The sequence below is a fragment of the Microcoleus sp. D3_18a_C4 genome (genome assembly GCF_036702415.1).
In the GTDB taxonomy this organism is placed as follows: Bacteria; Cyanobacteriota; Cyanobacteriia; order Cyanobacteriales; family Microcoleaceae; genus Microcoleus.
The window spans coordinates 1-17,035 of sequence record NZ_JAUBTI010000128.1; the positions used below are offsets into that span (position 1 = coordinate 1).

Annotated in this window: 20 protein-coding genes and 2 pseudogenes; 7 read left to right on the forward strand and 15 right to left on the reverse strand. The window is 44.8% G+C overall.

Translation table 11 applies throughout. The annotated features are described in order from the left end of the window. Nucleotides 1–365 precede the first annotated feature (365 nt). Nucleotides 366–1,757 carry a glycoside hydrolase family 10 protein gene (locus QUB16_RS29955; protein ID WP_333321786.1) on the reverse strand — a complete coding sequence of 464 codons (1,392 nt, stop codon included), beginning with the start codon at nt 1,755–1,757 and terminating at the stop codon, nt 366–368. A 230-nt stretch (nt 1,758–1,987) separates the two neighbouring features. On the opposite strand from QUB16_RS29955, the gene QUB16_RS29960 reads away from it, so the two are divergent. From QUB16_RS29960 to QUB16_RS29970, 3 genes are all read left to right on the forward strand, one after another. Then, nucleotides 1,988–3,289 carry an FAD-dependent oxidoreductase gene (locus QUB16_RS29960; protein WP_333321787.1) on the forward strand — a complete coding sequence of 434 codons (1,302 nt, stop codon included), beginning with the start codon at nt 1,988–1,990 and terminating at the stop codon, nt 3,287–3,289. A 126-nt stretch (nt 3,290–3,415) separates the two neighbouring features. Next, complete coding sequence (locus QUB16_RS29965; RefSeq protein ID WP_333321789.1) at nt 3,416–4,078, forward strand: DUF2834 domain-containing protein; 663 nt, start codon at nt 3,416–3,418, stop codon at nt 4,076–4,078. A gap of 208 nt (nt 4,079–4,286) precedes the next feature. Next, nucleotides 4,287–5,039, forward strand: a complete 753-nt coding sequence (locus tag QUB16_RS29970; protein ID WP_333321791.1) for a gamma-glutamyl-gamma-aminobutyrate hydrolase family protein — start codon at nt 4,287–4,289, stop codon at nt 5,037–5,039. A gap of 4 nt (nt 5,040–5,043) precedes the next feature. Here the strand turns inward: QUB16_RS29970 and QUB16_RS29975 are convergent, their stop codons facing one another. From QUB16_RS29975 to QUB16_RS30035, 13 genes and pseudogenes are all read right to left on the reverse strand, one after another. Further along, complete coding sequence (locus QUB16_RS29975; protein WP_006635525.1) at nt 5,044–5,232, reverse strand: CPXCG motif-containing cysteine-rich protein; 189 nt, start codon at nt 5,230–5,232, stop codon at nt 5,044–5,046. Further along, nucleotides 5,216–5,677: an SRPBCC family protein gene (locus tag QUB16_RS29980; protein ID WP_333321793.1), complete on the reverse strand. Its 462-nt coding sequence runs from the start codon at nt 5,675–5,677 to the stop codon at nt 5,216–5,218. The genes QUB16_RS29975 and QUB16_RS29980 overlap by 17 nt, the downstream gene beginning before the upstream one ends. Before the next feature lie 13 nt (nt 5,678–5,690). Continuing rightward, entirely contained in the window at nt 5,691–6,050 is a 360-nt protein-coding gene (locus tag QUB16_RS29985; RefSeq protein WP_333321794.1) for a transcriptional regulator, read from the reverse strand. A 4-nt stretch (nt 6,051–6,054) separates the two neighbouring features. Next, nucleotides 6,055–6,360, reverse strand: coding sequence for a type II toxin-antitoxin system RelE/ParE family toxin (locus QUB16_RS29990; RefSeq protein ID WP_445251180.1), 306 nt, complete (start codon nt 6,358–6,360; stop codon nt 6,055–6,057). 59 nt (nt 6,361–6,419) lie between these two features. After that, a pseudogene (locus QUB16_RS29995) lies at nt 6,420–6,533 on the reverse strand (SRPBCC family protein); the annotation flags it as partial. Between the two features lie 13 nt (nt 6,534–6,546). Next, entirely contained in the window at nt 6,547–6,897 is a 351-nt protein-coding gene (locus tag QUB16_RS30000; protein WP_333321796.1) for a transcriptional regulator, read from the reverse strand. Then, on the reverse strand, nt 6,890–7,231 hold the full coding sequence (locus tag QUB16_RS30005) for a type II toxin-antitoxin system RelE/ParE family toxin (RefSeq protein ID WP_333321798.1): 342 nt from the start codon (nt 7,229–7,231) through the stop codon (nt 6,890–6,892). Before QUB16_RS30005 ends, QUB16_RS30000 begins: the two co-directional genes overlap by 8 nt. 34 nt (nt 7,232–7,265) lie before the next feature. Then, nucleotides 7,266–7,379 (reverse strand): annotated as a pseudogene (locus tag QUB16_RS30010) (SRPBCC family protein); the annotation flags it as partial. Nucleotides 7,380–7,392: 13 nt separating this feature from the next. Next, nucleotides 7,393–7,746, reverse strand: a complete 354-nt coding sequence (locus QUB16_RS30015; protein WP_333321800.1) for a transcriptional regulator — start codon at nt 7,744–7,746, stop codon at nt 7,393–7,395. A 4-nt stretch (nt 7,747–7,750) separates the two neighbouring features. Further along, the gene (locus QUB16_RS30020; protein WP_333321802.1) at nt 7,751–8,083 is read right to left on the reverse strand and encodes a type II toxin-antitoxin system RelE/ParE family toxin; all 333 of its coding nucleotides are present in this window, start codon (nt 8,081–8,083) and stop codon (nt 7,751–7,753) included. A gap of 142 nt (nt 8,084–8,225) precedes the next feature. Further along, on the reverse strand, nt 8,226–9,863 hold the full coding sequence (locus QUB16_RS30025) for a radical SAM protein (RefSeq protein ID WP_333321804.1): 1,638 nt from the start codon (nt 9,861–9,863) through the stop codon (nt 8,226–8,228). Between the two features lie 391 nt (nt 9,864–10,254). Beyond that, nucleotides 10,255–10,764: a signal peptidase II gene (gene lspA, locus QUB16_RS30030; RefSeq protein WP_333139481.1), complete on the reverse strand. Its 510-nt coding sequence runs from the start codon at nt 10,762–10,764 to the stop codon at nt 10,255–10,257. A 265-nt stretch (nt 10,765–11,029) separates the two neighbouring features. Next, nucleotides 11,030–11,608 (reverse strand): biotin transporter BioY, encoded by a 579-nt coding sequence (locus tag QUB16_RS30035; RefSeq protein ID WP_006635529.1) that lies wholly within the window; start codon nt 11,606–11,608, stop codon nt 11,030–11,032. 456 nt (nt 11,609–12,064) lie between these two features. Here QUB16_RS30035 and pstS point away from each other — a divergent pair, with 456 nt between their 5' ends. The 4 genes from pstS to pstB all read left to right on the forward strand — a co-directional run bounded on the left by pstS (nt 12,065) and on the right by pstB (nt 16,605). After that, complete coding sequence (gene pstS / locus QUB16_RS30040) at nt 12,065–13,252, forward strand: phosphate ABC transporter substrate-binding protein PstS (protein ID WP_333321806.1); 1,188 nt, start codon at nt 12,065–12,067, stop codon at nt 13,250–13,252. Nucleotides 13,253–13,709: 457 nt separating this feature from the next. Further along, nucleotides 13,710–14,666: a phosphate ABC transporter permease subunit PstC gene (gene pstC, locus QUB16_RS30045; RefSeq protein WP_333321808.1), complete on the forward strand. Its 957-nt coding sequence runs from the start codon at nt 13,710–13,712 to the stop codon at nt 14,664–14,666. A gap of 34 nt (nt 14,667–14,700) precedes the next feature. Next, complete coding sequence (gene pstA / locus QUB16_RS30050) at nt 14,701–15,594, forward strand: phosphate ABC transporter permease PstA (protein WP_333107069.1); 894 nt, start codon at nt 14,701–14,703, stop codon at nt 15,592–15,594. 210 nt (nt 15,595–15,804) lie between these two features. After that, complete coding sequence (pstB, locus tag QUB16_RS30055) at nt 15,805–16,605, forward strand: phosphate ABC transporter ATP-binding protein PstB (RefSeq protein ID WP_333281523.1); 801 nt, start codon at nt 15,805–15,807, stop codon at nt 16,603–16,605. 81 nt (nt 16,606–16,686) lie between these two features. Here pstB and QUB16_RS30060 read toward each other — a convergent pair. Continuing rightward, on the reverse strand, nt 16,687–17,035 hold a 349-nt coding region (locus QUB16_RS30060), incomplete at its 5' end, for a hypothetical protein (protein WP_333321810.1).

The following is a 17,035-nucleotide window of genomic DNA, read 5'->3' on the forward strand; positions in this document are numbered from 1 at the left end:
GCGTCCCCGCTCGCGTATTGTACAATACGCGAGCGGGGACGCTCGCACTGTAAATGCAAAACTGAGATGCTCCCGTGAATTTTCTTGTGGAACAGGCCGAAAAGCCTGTTCCTAAAAAGCTTATTGAGAATGGTGCAACATCTCAGTTAAAACCGACTCAAATAGTAATCTCAATTTTGAAAATTAGAGTTACACATATATTCTGCGCTAACTCTATACAAAAACAGCTTTGATAGAATTGCTACAGTCGTCTTTAGACGACTTCAGCTATGAGACAGGGGTTTAAACCCCTGTTGGACTGTTGGACTGTCGGACTAATGGCACACCCTACAAAATTACCAATGACTGATGACTCTTTAATTCTTTTACGTGGTTGGCGAGGGCGAAGGTGGGCTGTTTTTGGTAGGTTGCTCTGGCTTAGCTTTGGGGTCTGGTTTTGGTGGCGCAGGCGGAGGGAAAGTCGCCGCGCGTCTGGGCATTTGTAGCGCTGTTCGGAATGCAGAAGACGGGAAGAAATCGCTAAATTGAGAAAGTCGAACTGCTAGAGGTTCTGGTGCATATTCCCACAAGCTTTCGTAGTAGAAGAAAGCGGCGCCTAAGCCGTATTCTTGGACTGCTTGCACCTGAGATTTAATTTGCTTAATCGGTACTGGGTTATTTCTCAAACCTGTCATAATCCCAACTCCGGTGGGAATTTTTTGCTGTGCTTCTTGCATTTCTGGACGGTTAAGCTTGTCTACAAATGATTCTAAATTGGAACGGTACACTTGCACAATTAGCTCGTCGGCAATATCCAAACGCACCCAAGCCCGCCAATCTTGTAGGTGATGTTTGTAAGCAAACTCGTAGTAATTGGGAGAAATTGAGAAAATTGCATTGGGTTTGACTGCTTTGACGGCTTGATTTAGCTGCGACATAAAAGCGGTAATTTTATTGGCTCGCCATTGCACCCATGCTGGGTTTTGAAAATCTTTTGGCGGAGCTTTTTTGGTTTCTTTGGTATACAAAGCAACTGTGTACTCATCGTATCCAAATTCCGACGGCAAACTCATGTGATCGTCAAATTGAATGCCGTCGGCGTTATATTTAGTGGTGATTTCTAGTACGAGTTGGGTAATGAATTGCTGCACTTCTGGATGAAAGGGATTGAGCCAAACTACTTCGCCACCTGCACCGATTGATGTTTGGCTGCCGTCCTGTTTTTGTGTCAGCCAATCGGGATGATTTAAGGCTAATTCTGATGTGGGAGGAGCCATGAAACCAAACTCAAACCAAGGAATTACTAGCAGGCCTTGGCGGTGAGCTTGAGCGATTAAATCTCCGATCATATCCTGTCCCTCTAACCCTCTGTAAATAAAGGGTTGAATGTCTTTTTGCTGCGCTACATCGCTGGGATACATTGCATAGCCAGAATTCCAGACAACGGGATAGATTGTGTTGAAATTTAACCGTTTTAGTTTGCTGACAGCATCTCCTAGTTTGCGACGATCTCTGAGGATGTCTTTGTCGTTTGTCGTCATCCAAACGCCGCGAATTTCCTGGCGGGGTTGCTGGGCGATCGCCGGAATGAAGTTGTTGGCCAGCAATACTATAATGAATGAGAGGGCAAACAGAAGCGGGAAAAGAGTTTTAATCGATCGCTGCCAACTGCGGGGAATGATGCGTAATGTCATAGTTTTGAATGGTGAGTTAGCTATTGAAACACACCCTGGCATAATTTGGTGATAAAATTTGCTCGCTCTACAGTCTACAGCCATTTGCGCTGAATGTGGGATCGGTTAACTGAAATGGGTGAATTGATGTTATGCGATCGCAACTGAGCTCAGTATAATCTCTGAGACAGAGGGTAAGTGACAGCATTCTGTCTAACTCCTGGGAAATCATTAATTACGCACTGCCAGCTATCCTTACCGGACTCTGCGGCCCAAGGAGTGCGAGTGCTGTACAATATCGGGGAAAAGAATATCTCGATCGAACATCTGTAATTGTGAAACATTTAGTGTTAATTGGCGGCGGTCACAGTCATGCTATTGTATTAAAAATGTTCGGTATCAACCCGCTGCCGGGAGTGCGTTTGACTCTGATTAGCGACGTGCTGCACGCACCTTATTCGGGGATGCTGCCGGGACACGTTGCCGGGTTTTACGATTATGATGAATGTCACATCGATTTGCGATCGCTCGCGGAATTTGCCGGATGTCAAATATTAATCGATCGGGCGATCGCGATCGACCTTAACAAAAATTTAGTTATTTGTCAAACTCGCCCTCCCGTTAATTTTGATGTGCTTTCTGTGGATATCGGCAGCACTCCTGCGACTTTATCTGTACCGGGTGCTGCTGAATATGCAATTGCAGCTAAACCCGTACCGGAGTTTTTAGCTAGCTGGAATCAGTTAATTTCCGAAAGGCAAAACCATCCCCAAAAACCGCTGCGTATAGCTATTGTAGGCGGCGGTGCCGGCGGCGTAGAATTAGCATTAAATATGCAGTTTCGATTGGGGAAGGAAGAGGGAAGAAGGAAGAAGGAAGAAGGAAGAGGGAAGAGGGAAGAAGGAAGAGGGAAGAAGGAAGAGGGAAGAAGGAAGAGGGAAGAAAATTTAGAAAATTTATCATCAGAAATTCATTTGTTTCATAGCGGTGCTGAATTAATGCCGGGACATAACAAACGGGTGCGTCGCCGCCTGAAAGAAATTCTGATTAGTCGTGGGATTAAACTGCATTTAATGGAAAAAGTTAGTGCTATAGAAAAGCCAGAAACGATTGACATAAAAGATAATCAAGAATGCCCGATGCCCAATGCCCAATGCCCAATGCCCAATGCCAAAATTTCCTGTCAATCAGGTTTAGAATTAGAGTGCGAGATAATTTTTTGGGTGACACAAGCATCGGCAGCCAATTGGATAAGAGAATCCGGTTTAGCAGCCGACTCAAACGGCTTTATGCAAGTCAACGATTGCCTGCAATCAGTCTCTCACCCCAACGTATTTGGGGCTGGCGATATCGCTGCGATGGTTAATTATCCGCGTCCCAAAGCAGGCGTGTTTGCCGTGCGTCAGGGCAAACCGCTGTTTGAAAATTTGCAGCAGTTTTTATTGGGAAAACCGCTGAAACCCTTTGTACCGCAAGAACAATACTTAGGCTTAATTGGTACTGGGAATAAAAGGGCGATCGCATCTCGCGGCAATTTCATGTGGGAATCACGGTTGTTGTGGTATTGGAAAGATTGGATCGATCGCCAATTTATGCAAAAATTTAGCAATCTGCCCAAAACCCGCAATACCAAATAGCAATACATTCAGATATTTTCCGTTCTTCCTCTGCGTCAAGAGCGTCCTCTGCGGTAAATAAAAAAAGTCTTATTCAAAAACCATTGAAGCTTGCTATAGTAATATCAGAAGTAAGAAAAACTAACTATGTTCAGAAAAATTGGATTTGGGCTGCTTTGGATTGCATTTATCACCTACGCCTTTGTATTTGCACCACCCGACAGCCCAGAAAAAACCATCACACTAATTACCAATATTTCCACAGGCAAAATAGCAGACATCAACCCTTTAATTGTAGCGTTATTCAACCTCATGGGAGTCTGGCCGCTCATCTACAGTTGCGTCTTATTTGCTGACGGCAGGGGCCAGAAAATACCTGCATGGTTATTTGGCGTTTTATCCTTTGGCATCGGCGCATTTGCCTTGCTGCCTTATTTAGCCCTGCGCCAGCCGAATCCAGAATTTTCCGGTCATAAAAATATCTTTTTAAAGATATTAGACTCCCGTTTTACTGGATTTTTCTTAACATTAGCTGCTGTTGGTTTAGTTGCCTTTGGCTTGACAAAAGGCGATTGGTCTGATTTTATTGGGCAGTGGCAGACTAGCCGCTTTATCCATGTAATGAGTTTAGATTTTTGTATGCTTTGCCTACTATTTCCTGCCTTATTAGGAGACGATATGGCGCGCCGAGGAATGCAGAGTTCTATAGCATTTTGGGCAGTAACATTAGTACCGCTGTTCGGGCCGCTGGCTTATCTGTGCACGCGCAAACCCCTACCGGAAATTAATACTGAAACTGTTACAAATTAGACAGCAGTGCAGGGAATTTTCAGTTTAATGTAGAAATCAATCACAAGTAATCAGAGAAGAAACAGGCAAGATGGCTGTTTCACAATAAGTAAGTAAGTTTTATTGTGGGGAGTAGGGGTTGGGCTTCTAGCCCGCCCATGACACACTGATTACAAATAGTGCCAAATCTGAGTATTAATGTAAATAATTATCTCCCAGTCTCTAGCAAATGAAAAAATTTCCTATTGTTGGCATCACAACATACAACCGCTGTCCAGCAGGCGAATATCGCTTAAATGGAACTTATATTGATGCAGTTCAGGCGGCTGGTGGCATTCCGATTTTACTGCCGCCCAATCAATTAGATCCCGCTAGTATTTTTGATGCAGTAGATGGTTTGATTTTTTCCGGCGGCGGAGATATCAACCCAGAACTTTATGGCGGTTATGTCGATCGCACAGTTTACTCGGTTAATGCAGAACGCGACAATTTTGAATTAAACTTAGCAAAGCTAGCTTTGAAGGCTGACATACCTGTGTTGGGGATTTGCCGGGGAATGCAAATCCTGAACGTAGCCAGCGGCGGCAGTTTGGTGATTCACGTACCGGATGCTTACGGAGATGAGGTTAATCACGGATCGGGAATTCCCCCGCGTGCGATCGAGCATACCATTGAAATTGAGCCAAACAGTCGGCTAGCAAAAATTATGGGAAAAACTTCAACAACAGTTGTTTCCTGGCATCATCAAGCAGTTAGGAAAGTAACACCCGATTGGCGAATTGTAGCCGATGCACCTGATACTTTGGTAGAAGCAATGGAGCACTGTTATCACCCTTGGATGATAGCAATTCAATGGCACCCAGAAATGTCGCCAAACTGTTCGGTAAACTCGCGAATTTTTAGGGCTTTCGTAGAAGCAGCCGCTTCAAGATTTATGAATTCTACCAAGTCAGCATCACAGGCAATTCATACATTTTTATAGTCACTTATTCTTGATAGTCAGTATCTATTTCAATATCCAGGGTATCTTCATCTATTCTGACATAAAGAACATTCGGGCGACAGCAAACCTGACAATCTTCGATATATGATTGCTCCATACCACCGCTGATATCAACAAAAGTTGTACTCGGTTCGCCGCAGAAAGCACAGTAATATTCAGCCGTTGTTTGCATTTTTCTCGCACTCTCTTTTTGTGACTTCGTGGCGGTAGCGAAACATATCTGTTAACCGCATTTCCACCCACCAACCTAACAACAAATCGACAATCGGGCCGCCCGGTATCGAAAATGCGATCGCATCTGTCAATCTAGTCTTGCCATTTTCTGAGGTAAACTCGTGTCGGTGAGTCCAACGTGCCATCGGCCCCTCAGTTTGTTCATCAACAAACAAGCGATATTGTTCGCACTCAGTGTGAGTCGCCACCCATTTTACAGGAATCGGCCCCAATAACAGGCGAAATTCTGATACAGCACCCACATCGAGTCCCCCTTCGCGGCGAATGATTTTCACCGGTTGCCAAGGCGGAGTCAAAAGTTGCAGAATGTCCGGCCTTTCGTGAAAGTTCCAGACAGCTTCAACGGTAGCATTAATTAAGGATGAATATTTAAAATGGGGCATTTTCTAGATTAAGTTAAACAGTTATTTGCGATCGCGTTTCAGCATTTGCAGTATTATCCTCTGTATCAGTACAAACAGCAACTGTTAGTTTCAATCCCAAAGCATTCAGCCAAGTCCCCAGATTATAAATCGCATCACTTCCTTGCTGTGACAGCAATTCATCCAGTTTTTTTAAGTGCAATTCATATTGTTCTGGAGTCATTTTTGGTTGACCTAGAGCTTCAGCTACATCGCCCAGAGCTCGTTTCAGCAATGCTTCGTCAGGTTCTTCGCCTTCATCTAATTCAAAATGAGTTTCGAGATAGACTGCCGCATAACCGGGGTTTTTTAGCCGTGCCATCAAAAAGTCATGATACGGTAAACTTTTAGGCATTTTTTTAACTCCTATAATCTGTCCAGTATTCTATTGCTTGGCGAATGTCTCGGTCTTGAGTGCTTTTATCTCCTCCGCACAGAAGAAGTATAATTGTTGTTCCTACTTGCCCAAAATAGATTCTGAAACCAGGGCCATAGTCTATCCTTAATTCAAAGACTCCATTTCCAACTGATTGACAATCTCCCAAATTCCCCAAAATAACTCGGTTAAGTCTTTTATTGATAATTGTTGAAATTTTGCTATCTCGGAGCGAATCATACCAGTTATCAAACGGCACTTGACCGTCTGAGGCAACATAACGCTGAATTTCACTCTCGTTGGACTTCTGCCATAATTGTATTATACTATGTCGCTCCTCGTCTTATCTTGAACCGGTTGCCAATGCGGAGTCAAAAGTTGCAGAATGTCCGGCCTTTCGTGAAAGTTCCAGACTGCTTCAACGGTGGCATTAATTAAGGATGAATATCGAAAATTAGGCATTTTGTATATCAAGTTAAACAGTTATTTCAGATCGCGTTTCAGCATTTGCAGTATTATCCTCTGTATCAGTACAAACAGCAACTGTTAGTTTCAATCCCAAAGCATTCAGCCAAGTTCCCAGATTATAAATCGCATCACTTCCTTGCTGCGATAGCAATTCATCCAGTTTTTTTAAGTGCAATTCATATTGTTCAGGAGTCATTTGTGGTTGACCGAGAGCTTCTGCTACATTGTTAAGTACCATTTTTAGCAGTTCTGCCTCGGGGTTTTCTTCTTCAAAAAAAGCCTCTAGATACATAGCAGAATCTATGGGGTTTTTGAGAGATTGTATTAGTGAGGGATGGTAAGGTAAACTTTTAGGCATTATCTTCACTCCTGTAATCAGTCCAGTATTTGATAGCTTGCTGTATGTCTCGGCCTTGAGTGCTTTTATCCCCGCCTATTAAAAGCAGGATAATAGTTGTGCCGACTTGTCCGAAATAGATTCGGTATCCAGGGCCATAATCTATTTTTAATTCATAGACTCCTTCTCCAACAAATCGATAATCTCCGAGATTGCCGAGTTGAACTCTGTCTAATCTCAACCTAATTCTAGCTTTAGCTTTGCCATCTCGGAGAACATTAAACCATTCCTCGAAAGGCACTCTGTTGTCTGGCGTAGTATAACGCTGAATTTCTTTCGGTTGGACTTCAGGCATAATTGTATTATAGTATGTCGCTCCTCGTCTTATCTTGAATCGGTTGCCAATGCGGAGTCAAAAGTTGCAGAATGTCCGGCCTTTCGTGAAAGTTCCAGACTGCTTCAACGGTGGCATTAATTAAGGATGAATATCGAAAATTAGGCATTTTGTATATCAAGTTAAACAGTTATTTGCGATCGCGTTTCAGCATTTGCAGTATTATCCTCTGTATCAGTACAAACAGCAACTGTTAGTTTCAATCCCAAAGCATTCAGCCAAGTTCCCAGATTGTCAATCGCATCACTTCCTTGCTGCGACAGCAATTCATCCAGTTTTTTTAAGTGCAATTCATATTGTTCTGGAGTCATTTTTGGTAGACCCAAAGCTTCTGCTACATCGCCCAGAGCAAGTTTCAGCAATTCAGGTTCCGGGTCGATTTCCTCTATAGTCGCCGTTATATAGGCGGCTGACAATGCCGGGTTTTTTCTCAGAGATTCAATCAAAAACGGATGATCTGGAATACTTTTAGCCATTGTTTTAAATCCTGTTGTAATCTGTCCAGTATTCTTTTGCTTGGAGGATATCTCGGTTTTGAGTGCTTTTATCTCCACCGCAGAGGAGAAGCACAATTGTTGTTCCAACTTGCCCAAAATAGATTCGGAAACCAGGGCTATAGTCTATTCTGAGTTCGCAAACTCCTTCTCCAACTGAACGATAGTCTCCCAAATTACCAGTAACAACCCGATTTAGCCTAGATCGAATCTTGGCTTGAGTGTTTGTATCTTTGAAGGAATCAAACCACTCAGCGAAAGGTACTCTGCCATCTGATGTGACATAACGCTGAATTTCCTTGGGTTGAACTTCTGGCATAATTGTATTATAGTACGTCGCTCCTTATTTTATCTTGTTAAGTTAGCTTTCAATCTACTTACTTGCAAAGATGCGATCCTCTTCGTTGGCGTAGCCCCCGTAGGGGCGAGCTTCGCTAACGCACTTTCGCATCCGCTATTTCTTAACTCGTCAACTGCAAATCCTTCGTCCTAAAATGACTCAGCGCCTCCGCTAAATGCTTCTTCAAAGTCGCCTCCGGTAGCGGCCCTTTTAAATGACTCCAAGGCAAAACCCGATCCAATTCCCACTCTTGAAAAACATAAAAATCCATCTCAGGCAACTGTCCGCGCAACTCCTTAAATGCCCGCCGATAACTGCCCAAAGTATCGCCGTAATGCCGCACTAATTCCAACAGCCGAGACAACCGCCGATCGCCCTTTGACAACAAACCCTGAATCACAGACCAGTTATAGCTTTCAGGTCTAAATTCTAAACCTAACTTCCGCAATTCTTTATCTAAAAACTTCAGCCTCTTCTCCGCATCTTTATTCACTCCAAACCACTGAAAAGGAGTGTGAGATTTCGGGACAAAAGTGCTGCATCCCAGAGTCAAGCGCAAACCGGGAACGGCTTTTCTAATCGCCCGCATCATCGCCACCGTCTCCTCTAAATCCTCCATCTCTTCACCAGGAATTCCCGCCATCCCGTAAAGCTTAATTCCCTTTAAACCGCCAGCCTTAGCATTGATAGCAGCTTGAATAATTTCGTCATTTGTGAGTTTTTTGTTAACGATTTTGCGGAGGCGATCGCTCCCGCTTTCCACCGCAATCGTCACAGATTTGCTGTCTCTGTTTGTCAAGATTTCTGCCAATTTAACTGTCACCGTATTCGTCCGTACCGAAGAAAGACTAAGCCGCACGCCGTCGTATTTCGGATGATTCAAATGATCCAGCAACGCTTCAAATTCCGGGTGCTGAGTCACCGAAGCACCCAGCAAACCCAAACGATTAGTTACAGCTAAACCGCGATCGATCGCCGGAATTAGCGAATCCTCCAAACTCGCAGTTCTAAACGGCAAAGTCAGATAACTTGCCAAACAAAAACGGCACATTTCTGGACAACTCCGAACCACTTCCACCATGTAAATATTTTCCCAAGCCGCTTTTTCTGTCACCACAGTGGAAGCAGATAAAGTATTGCCGCGATAAGTCTGTTTTTCAACCATACTGGGAATTCCCGAATCGACAGGCTGAATCGATTTAATCCCCTCAGCAGCATCGAGATAAGTTACTTCGTACAAACTGGGGACGTAAACTCCCGGAACTTGGGCTAAATGCCGCAATTTAGTTAATCTGTCGGCGGTACGGACTTCTTTACAAGCATCAATAAAATTGTCTATGAGATGTTCGCCATCTCCCAGCAAAATCACATCAAAAAAATCGGCAAAAGGTTCGGGATTAGCAGTAAAAACCGGGCCACCGCCGAATACTATCGGATGATTATCAGTTCGTTTTGACGCCCAAATCGGAATTTCTAGAGATTCCAATAAATTTAGAATATTTACATAGTCTAGTTCCCAAGAAAGCGAAAATCCCAGTAATTCTGGATGTCGGGGAAGTTGTTCGCGGATATCAGTAAATAAACGACTGACTTCAATATCCGATCGCACAGCCAAAGTTGCCCACACTATCTGATAGCCGAGACTGGTAATACCCACCGTGTACTCGTTGGGAAAAGCAAAAATAGTCGGGATAGCATCAGCATCGGGGGTTGCTGGGGCAAATAGTAAGCGTTCTTGAGCAAATGGATTAGGATTCACGGGCAAATTTAGTTTTAACAATAGGTCTGTTCTTATCTCATTTTAAGCCATTTCCAAAGTCATTGTAGGGTGCGTCAGGGTTGAATGTGGCGACCACAAACTAAGGATCTCCCCGCTGACGCACCCTACAGTTAGTTAGCTGTTACATCCGTTACATCTCACATCTTGCACCATTCTCAAGAACAGGCTTTTCGGCCTGTTCCACAAAGAGTGAATTTTCTTGTGGAACAGGCCGGAAAGCCTGTTCCTAAAAAGCTTATTGAGAATGGTGCAACATCTCAGTTACATCCGAAGAAAGCGAATCTGTTGGCGAACTTCCTTCTTGCTTCTTCAAATTTACTCTGAAATAGAATTGCGATCGTTGGCGAACTTCCTTCTTGCTTCTTCAAATTTACTCTGAAATAGAATCGCCATCGTCTTGCCTTCTCGGCGGCGGTGGACTGTGAAAAGTTGCAATCAGCAAACAGATAATCCCAGCATTAATAAACACATCGGCTAGATTAAATACGGGGAACCGAATTATCCGAAAATCGATAAAATCTACAACATGGCCCGAAACAAATCGATCGATCCCGTTCCCCAGTGCTCCCCCCAAAATCAAACCGTAGCCAGCTTGTTCCCAGCGGTTAATTCGCGGCCCGAACCAAGCTAGTACCATCAATCCGACACTAACGGCCAAAGACAGCCAGCGCAACCAAATCGCCCCGCCATTGCTGAACAGACTAAAAGCCGCACCGGTATTAACAACATAAGTGAAGTGAAACACCCCAGGTAACAGTGGCTGCGTTTGCGGAGGAACCGTCAATTCAAAATTTTGCACCACCCAAAACTTAGCCAGGTGGTCTAAAACTAAACTGATAACAGCAGCAACCCAGAACAAGGGATTTCTTTTAAAACGCATGAATTAAGCAATAGAAAATGGGGCATCGGGCCTGAGAGAATTTACTCCAATCTCACTTGTCATTGCGAGCAGAATGCAGTGGATAAAAGCAATCCCAGCCGCAGCGACAGGACTCTCCCGTTGGGCAATGTATAGTATAACCTTATTTTGCACAATTACCAGTTACCTCTTCCTTGTTCCTTCTTCCTCCTTCCTTATTCCTTATTCCTTCTTCCTGACATCCGTTACATCCGTTACATAATCCGTTGCCGAACTTCCTTCGCAATCAATAAAACATCAAGCGGCGCAAAGTAAATGACAGCACTGCGATCGCACAAACTACCGCTAATTGTCCCGGCAGAGGATAAACCGAATATTTAAGAATCTCATCGAATAAAGGTGTTTTTTTTGCCGGAGGCAGCCAGTAAGTAAAAATTAGATAAATTAAGCCGATCGCGTGAACAGTGAACAAACCGCACAAACAGCTAAAAGCCATAGATTCCAGCCGCGAAGCCACCTTAAAAGCCACCCAGCCGCACACCCAAGCACCAGGCACAAAACCGAGCAAATACCCAAAACTCGCTTCTTTGAGATAGCCGATGCCGCCGCCTTGAGAAAAAACTGGCCACAAAGTTAATCCTAATGCCAAATAAGCAATTTGCGAGAGAGCCGCAGCATTTTTTCCCCCCATGCAGCCTACTAGCAAGACGGCTCCAATTTGATAGGTAACACCTAAAGAGTAGGCCTGAAGTCCTCGATCGTCCCACAACCCAATCGGAATTGTGACAGATGCAGGCAAAAAAGTGCCTCCTATCGTCAGGAGCAAACCAATAACAGCCCAGATTAATTCAATAGGAGCAGGCATTATAGCAGAAGGAAGAAAGAAGGAAGTTGCAATCGACCGTTTATGTTTGTGCAATTAAGAACGTCCTAACCGTCAGGGCGGTTGCTACATCATCAAACGGCATTCGTCAGAAGGCATTTGTCAGATGCAAGCTTAAATGCCCGCAGCTTTTAAATTCTTAATACTAGCACTACTGTCAAAATAACCACCATTGTATGGTTTTCTGGTTCTCCAGCCTCGATCTTGTGATAATTTAATGAGGAATTTTTCGCGATCGGGCGATCGACTGCTTGTTTCCGTAGCTATTTCTCTGCCCTATATCTTATATATTCACAATTGTCAAGCTCATTACTAACATTAATAATATTAATTAATATTAAATTGCCATTAAGTGTAAAGATTCTTAACCTAACCTTTACTTTTGCGCGCTATGCTGGTGCGGGACACCCCTATAACGATCGCAGATTTTTTATACCTATGCTTTTTCGTCTCAACTTGATTAATCCAAACCGTCTGACTACTGCAATTTCCGCTATGGCGATCGCCCTCAGTGTAGCAGCTTGCAGCAGCCCCAGCACAACCACAAGCAGCAGCCCCAGCCCCGGCGGCGACACCGCAGCATCCCCCGGCGCATCCCCCGTTGCAGCCACCGGCACAGCGGAAAACACCAAACTCGCCCTAGCCTCAGACGTAGCCATCACCGCAGCCGGCGCCTCATTCCCCGCCCCCCTGTACCAGCGTTGGTTTCAAGACTTCAACAAAATCAACCCCAAAGTACAAATTAACTATCAATCAGTAGGCAGCGGTGCCGGAGTCGAACAATTTACCAAAGGCACAGTAGACTTTGGGGCCAGCGACACCGGCATGAAAGACGACGAAATTGCCAAAGTTCCAGCAGACAAAGGCGTGATACTGCTGCCCATGACAGCCGGCAGCATCGTCATCGGCTACAACCTGCCAGACTTAACCGAACCACTGAAACTGCCACGGGCTGTTTACGCAGATATCTTCGCCGGTAAAATTACCAACTGGAACGACCCCAAAATTGCAGCGGCAAACCCGGGCGCTAAATTGCCAGACCAAGCCATCACCATCGTCCACCGTTCCGACGGTAGCGGTACCACCGCCGTCTTCACCAAACACCTGAGTGCCATCAGCCCCGACTGGAAAAGTGCAGTAGGCGACGGCAAAACAGTACAGTGGCCCGTAGGCGTAGGCGCAAAAGGCAACGAAGGGGTCACAGCCCAACTCCTGCAAACCGTCGGCAGCATCGGCTATGTAGAATACGGCTACGCCAAAAACAACAATCTCAAATTTGCATCTTTGGAAAACAAAGCAGGCACATTTGTAGTACCTACCGACGAGTCAGCTTCTCAAGCTTTAGCGACTGTGCCGCTGCCGGAAAACCTGCGAGCATTTATCGAAGACCCCGAAGGCGCTCAATCCTATCCAATTGTCACCTACACTTGGATGCTCGTCCCCAAAACAGTTGCTGACCCCAACAAAGCCAAAACCATCGAGGCAATGGTTGAATACGGCTTAACTGAAGGTCAAAAAGTGAGTTCCGAATTGGGCTACGTTCCTCTGCCCCAAAACGTTAGAGAAAAAGTAGCCGCAGCCGCTGACGGCATCAGCCCAGACTACAAGATTGAGGTAGCCAAATAGTAACTGTTGACTGTTGACTGTTGACTGTTGACTGTTGTCCGTTGTCAGAGGGAAAAAAGGCCTTCGGCATTGCGCGTGCGGGTAAAAATCAGGAAGAACGAAGAGAGATATTTCTGTGGGGCGGATTTTACCAGAAATATTTGTTAAAAAGTCAGGGGATTAATAAATCCGCCCCTCTTCTATGTAACAATCGGTGCATCTGTGTAGGGGCGGGTTTCACAAACCATAATTGCTTAAAATCAATAATCTGATAAACCCGCCCCCGCTTGGGCTGTAAATCGCCATCTACCTCTTTCAAAATACAAGGGGCGGGTTTTACCAGAAATATTTGTTGAAAAGTTAGGTGATGAATTAACCCGCCCCTATGTGATTTTATTTATGGTCTTTCTTTCTGCTTCCTTCTAGCTTTTTCCGAAACAGGCTATTTTCCGCTACTATATATTTGGTTTTTTTTTCTATGATTTCAGATAATAACAGCGCTCAATCACAGAGCCGATCGCGCTCTGGGGCAGAAAAATCCTTAGACCAAGGCTTTATCTGGCTCACGCGGATTTTGGGCATAGGAGTTGGTGTAATATTGCTGGTAATCGCGCTCACCGTTGGTTACAGGGCTTTACCTGCAATTCAACAGTACGGTTTGGGCTTTCTGTTTGGTAGTGATTGGAATCCGGTTAAAGAAGAGTACGGTGCGCTGCCGATGATTTACGGGACGATCGTCAGTTCGGCGATCGCGCTCCTAATTGCAGTACCATTAGGAGTAGGGACTGCAATCTTCTTGAGTGAAGATTTTTTGCCGCTGCCAGTCCGCACAGCTTTGGTTTTTTTAGTAGAACTTTTAGCTGCCATTCCCAGCGTAGTCTACGGTTTGTGGGGAATTGCTGTATTGATTCCCCTGATTACTACTCTCGGCAAGTTTCTCAACGGCACTTTCGGATGGCTGCCGATTTTTAGCACCTCGCCAGTTGGGCCGGGAATGTTACCAGCAGGAGTAATTTTGGGAATCATGACTTTGCCCATTATTACTGCTATCTCCCGCGACTCTTTGGCAAGTCTCCCGCCCGATTTGCGACAAGCATCTCTAGGTTTAGGGGCTACTCGGTGGACAACGATTTTTAGGGTACTCGTACCGGCGGCTTTTTCCGGCATTGTCGGCGGAATTATGCTTGGGCTCGGTCGCGCGATGGGAGAAACAATGGCTGCGACTCTGTTAATTGGCAATTCCAATCAGTTAAGTCTTTCTGTGCTAGCTCCGGCAAATACAATTGCTTCTCTGATGGCAAATCAGTTTGCGGAAGCCTCCGGGTTGCAAGTAGCAGCTCTGATGTACACTGGGCTAATTCTGTTTATTATGACACTGATTGTTAATATTTTGGCAGAGTGGATTGTTTCTCAAGTAAGAGCGAAGTACAACTAGAAGTTTGCCGCCATTTCCTACATATTTTTAGTTTATGTCAAATAGCGTCTCCGATGAGAATCCTTTGGTATCAAAAACAGGCAGTTTAAAGAAGGTTAAAAACAGCCCGCAAGCGCTGTTTAGTCTGGGGATGACTGTATTGGCTGGAGCTAGTCTGGCCATCACTCTGCTGCCTTTGTTTGCAGTTCTTTCCTACGTCACCGTACAAGGTTTCAATCGCCTGAATTTAGACTTGTTTACCAAGCTGCCACCCCCGCCCGGACTATCGGGAGGCGGTATTGCTAATGCAATTCTCGGTACATTGATGACGGTGGGAATTGCTTCTTTAATTGCTGTTCCTTTTGGTGTATTGGCCGCCGTTTATTTGTCGGAATTCAGCAGCGGCCAAGTAGCTCGCTGGGTGCGCTTTGCTACTAATGTCCTCAGCGGCGTTCCTTCGATTATTGCAGGGGTATTTGCCTACGGTTTGTTCGTGGTAAATATGGGAGGTTTTTCGGCAATTGCAGGGGGCGCGGCGCTGGCCGTGCTGATGTTGCCGACGATTGTGCGGACTACTGACGAAGCTCTACAAATCGTCCCGCAAGATATTAGATGGGCCTCGGTTGGTGTGGGTGCTTCTAATTATCAGACGGTGTTGCAGGTGGTTTTGCCTGCGGCAATTCCGGCTATTTTAACGGGCGTGACGCTGGCAATTGCTCGCGCTGCAGGAGAAACTGCTCCTTTGATTTTTACGGCGCTGAATTCGCCTTTTTGGCCGGCAGGATTTGATAAGCCAACTCCGAGTCTTTCGGTTTTGGTGTACAACTTTGCAACGGTTCCTTTTAAGGCACAGAAAGAATTGGCCTGGGCGGCATCTTTGATTTTGGTGATTATGGTTTTATTGACGAGTATTCTTTCTCGCTGGGCTACTCACAAAAAAGTGTATTAGTCAGTTGACAGTTGTCAGTTGTCAGTTGTCAGTTGTCATATCATTTCCGGTTAAATAAATATAATTATTGTAGGGGCGGGTTCGCCAAGATATTCAATACAAACCCGAGTTCCAGTAAAGCCGCCCCGGCCAAGATATTATAAGAAATCTACCGGAATTGAGATCGTTGTTCAGCGGTAATTTGTAAAATTCGATTGGAGTATTATCTGTATGATGATGGATTTAGACAAGCAAACGGAAACTGTTTTACGGACTGAAAATATCAATATTTTTTACGGCGCTTTTCACGCGGTTAAAAATGTTTCTATGGAGATTCCTAAAAATCGCATTACTGCCTTGATTGGGCCGTCTGGCTGCGGTAAAAGTACAATTCTGCGCTGTTTTAACCGCCTCAACGATTTAGTTAGCGGTTTTCGTTTAGAGGGTAGAATTGATTACCACGGTCAAAATCTTTACGATCCTGATATTGATGCTGTGGCGGTGCGCCGCAAGATTGGCATGGTGTTTCAAAAGCCGAATCCTTTCCCGAAGTCGATTTATGACAATATTGCTTACGGTGCGAGGGTGAACAATTATAAGGGAGATATGGATGAGCTGGTGGAAAAATCGCTCAGCCAAGCTTATTTGTGGGATGAGGTGAAGGATAAGTTGAAGCAAAGCGGTTTTTCTCTTTCCGGTGGCCAGCAGCAGCGTTTGTGTATTGCTAGGGCGATCGCGATTAATCCTGATGTAGTGTTAATGGATGAACCTTGCGCTTCTCTTGACCCGATTTCTACGATTAAGATTGAGGAGTTGATGCGGGAACTCAAGGAGAAGTATACGATTGTGATCGTTACTCACAATATGCAGCAGGCTTCTCGGGTTTCTGACCTGACTGCTTTTTTCAATGCTAAACTTTCTGACGATGGGAAGCGGTTTGGCTATCTTGTGGAGTGTGACAAGACTGAGGTAATTTTCCAAACTCCGAAGGAAGAGTCTACTTTAGATTATGTGAGTGGCCGTTTTGGTTGATTCCCCGACAGGCTGAAGCCTCTCGCTACAGAAACGAAGTCCCTATCTAGGAGACTAAAAACATTTAATTTGCTGAGTATGCTAGCGACAAAAAAGACTGCATAAAACTTTTCTGAATTTAGAATCCCGCTTTCTTGGAGAAGGCGGGATTCTGGGTTTTATGTTTAATAGCTCGATCGGAGATGTTGCACCATTCTCAATAAGCTTTTTAGGAACAGGCTTTTCGGCCTGTTCCACAAGAAAATTCACTCTTTGTGGAACAGGCATCTTGCCTGTTCTTGACGATTTTATGTTTAATAGCTCGATCTGAGATGTTGCACGATTCTCAATAAGTTTTTTAGGAACAGGCTTTTCGGCCTGTTCCACAAGAAAATTCACTCTTTGTGGAACAGGCCGAAAAGCCTGTTCTTGACAATGGTGCAAGATGTGA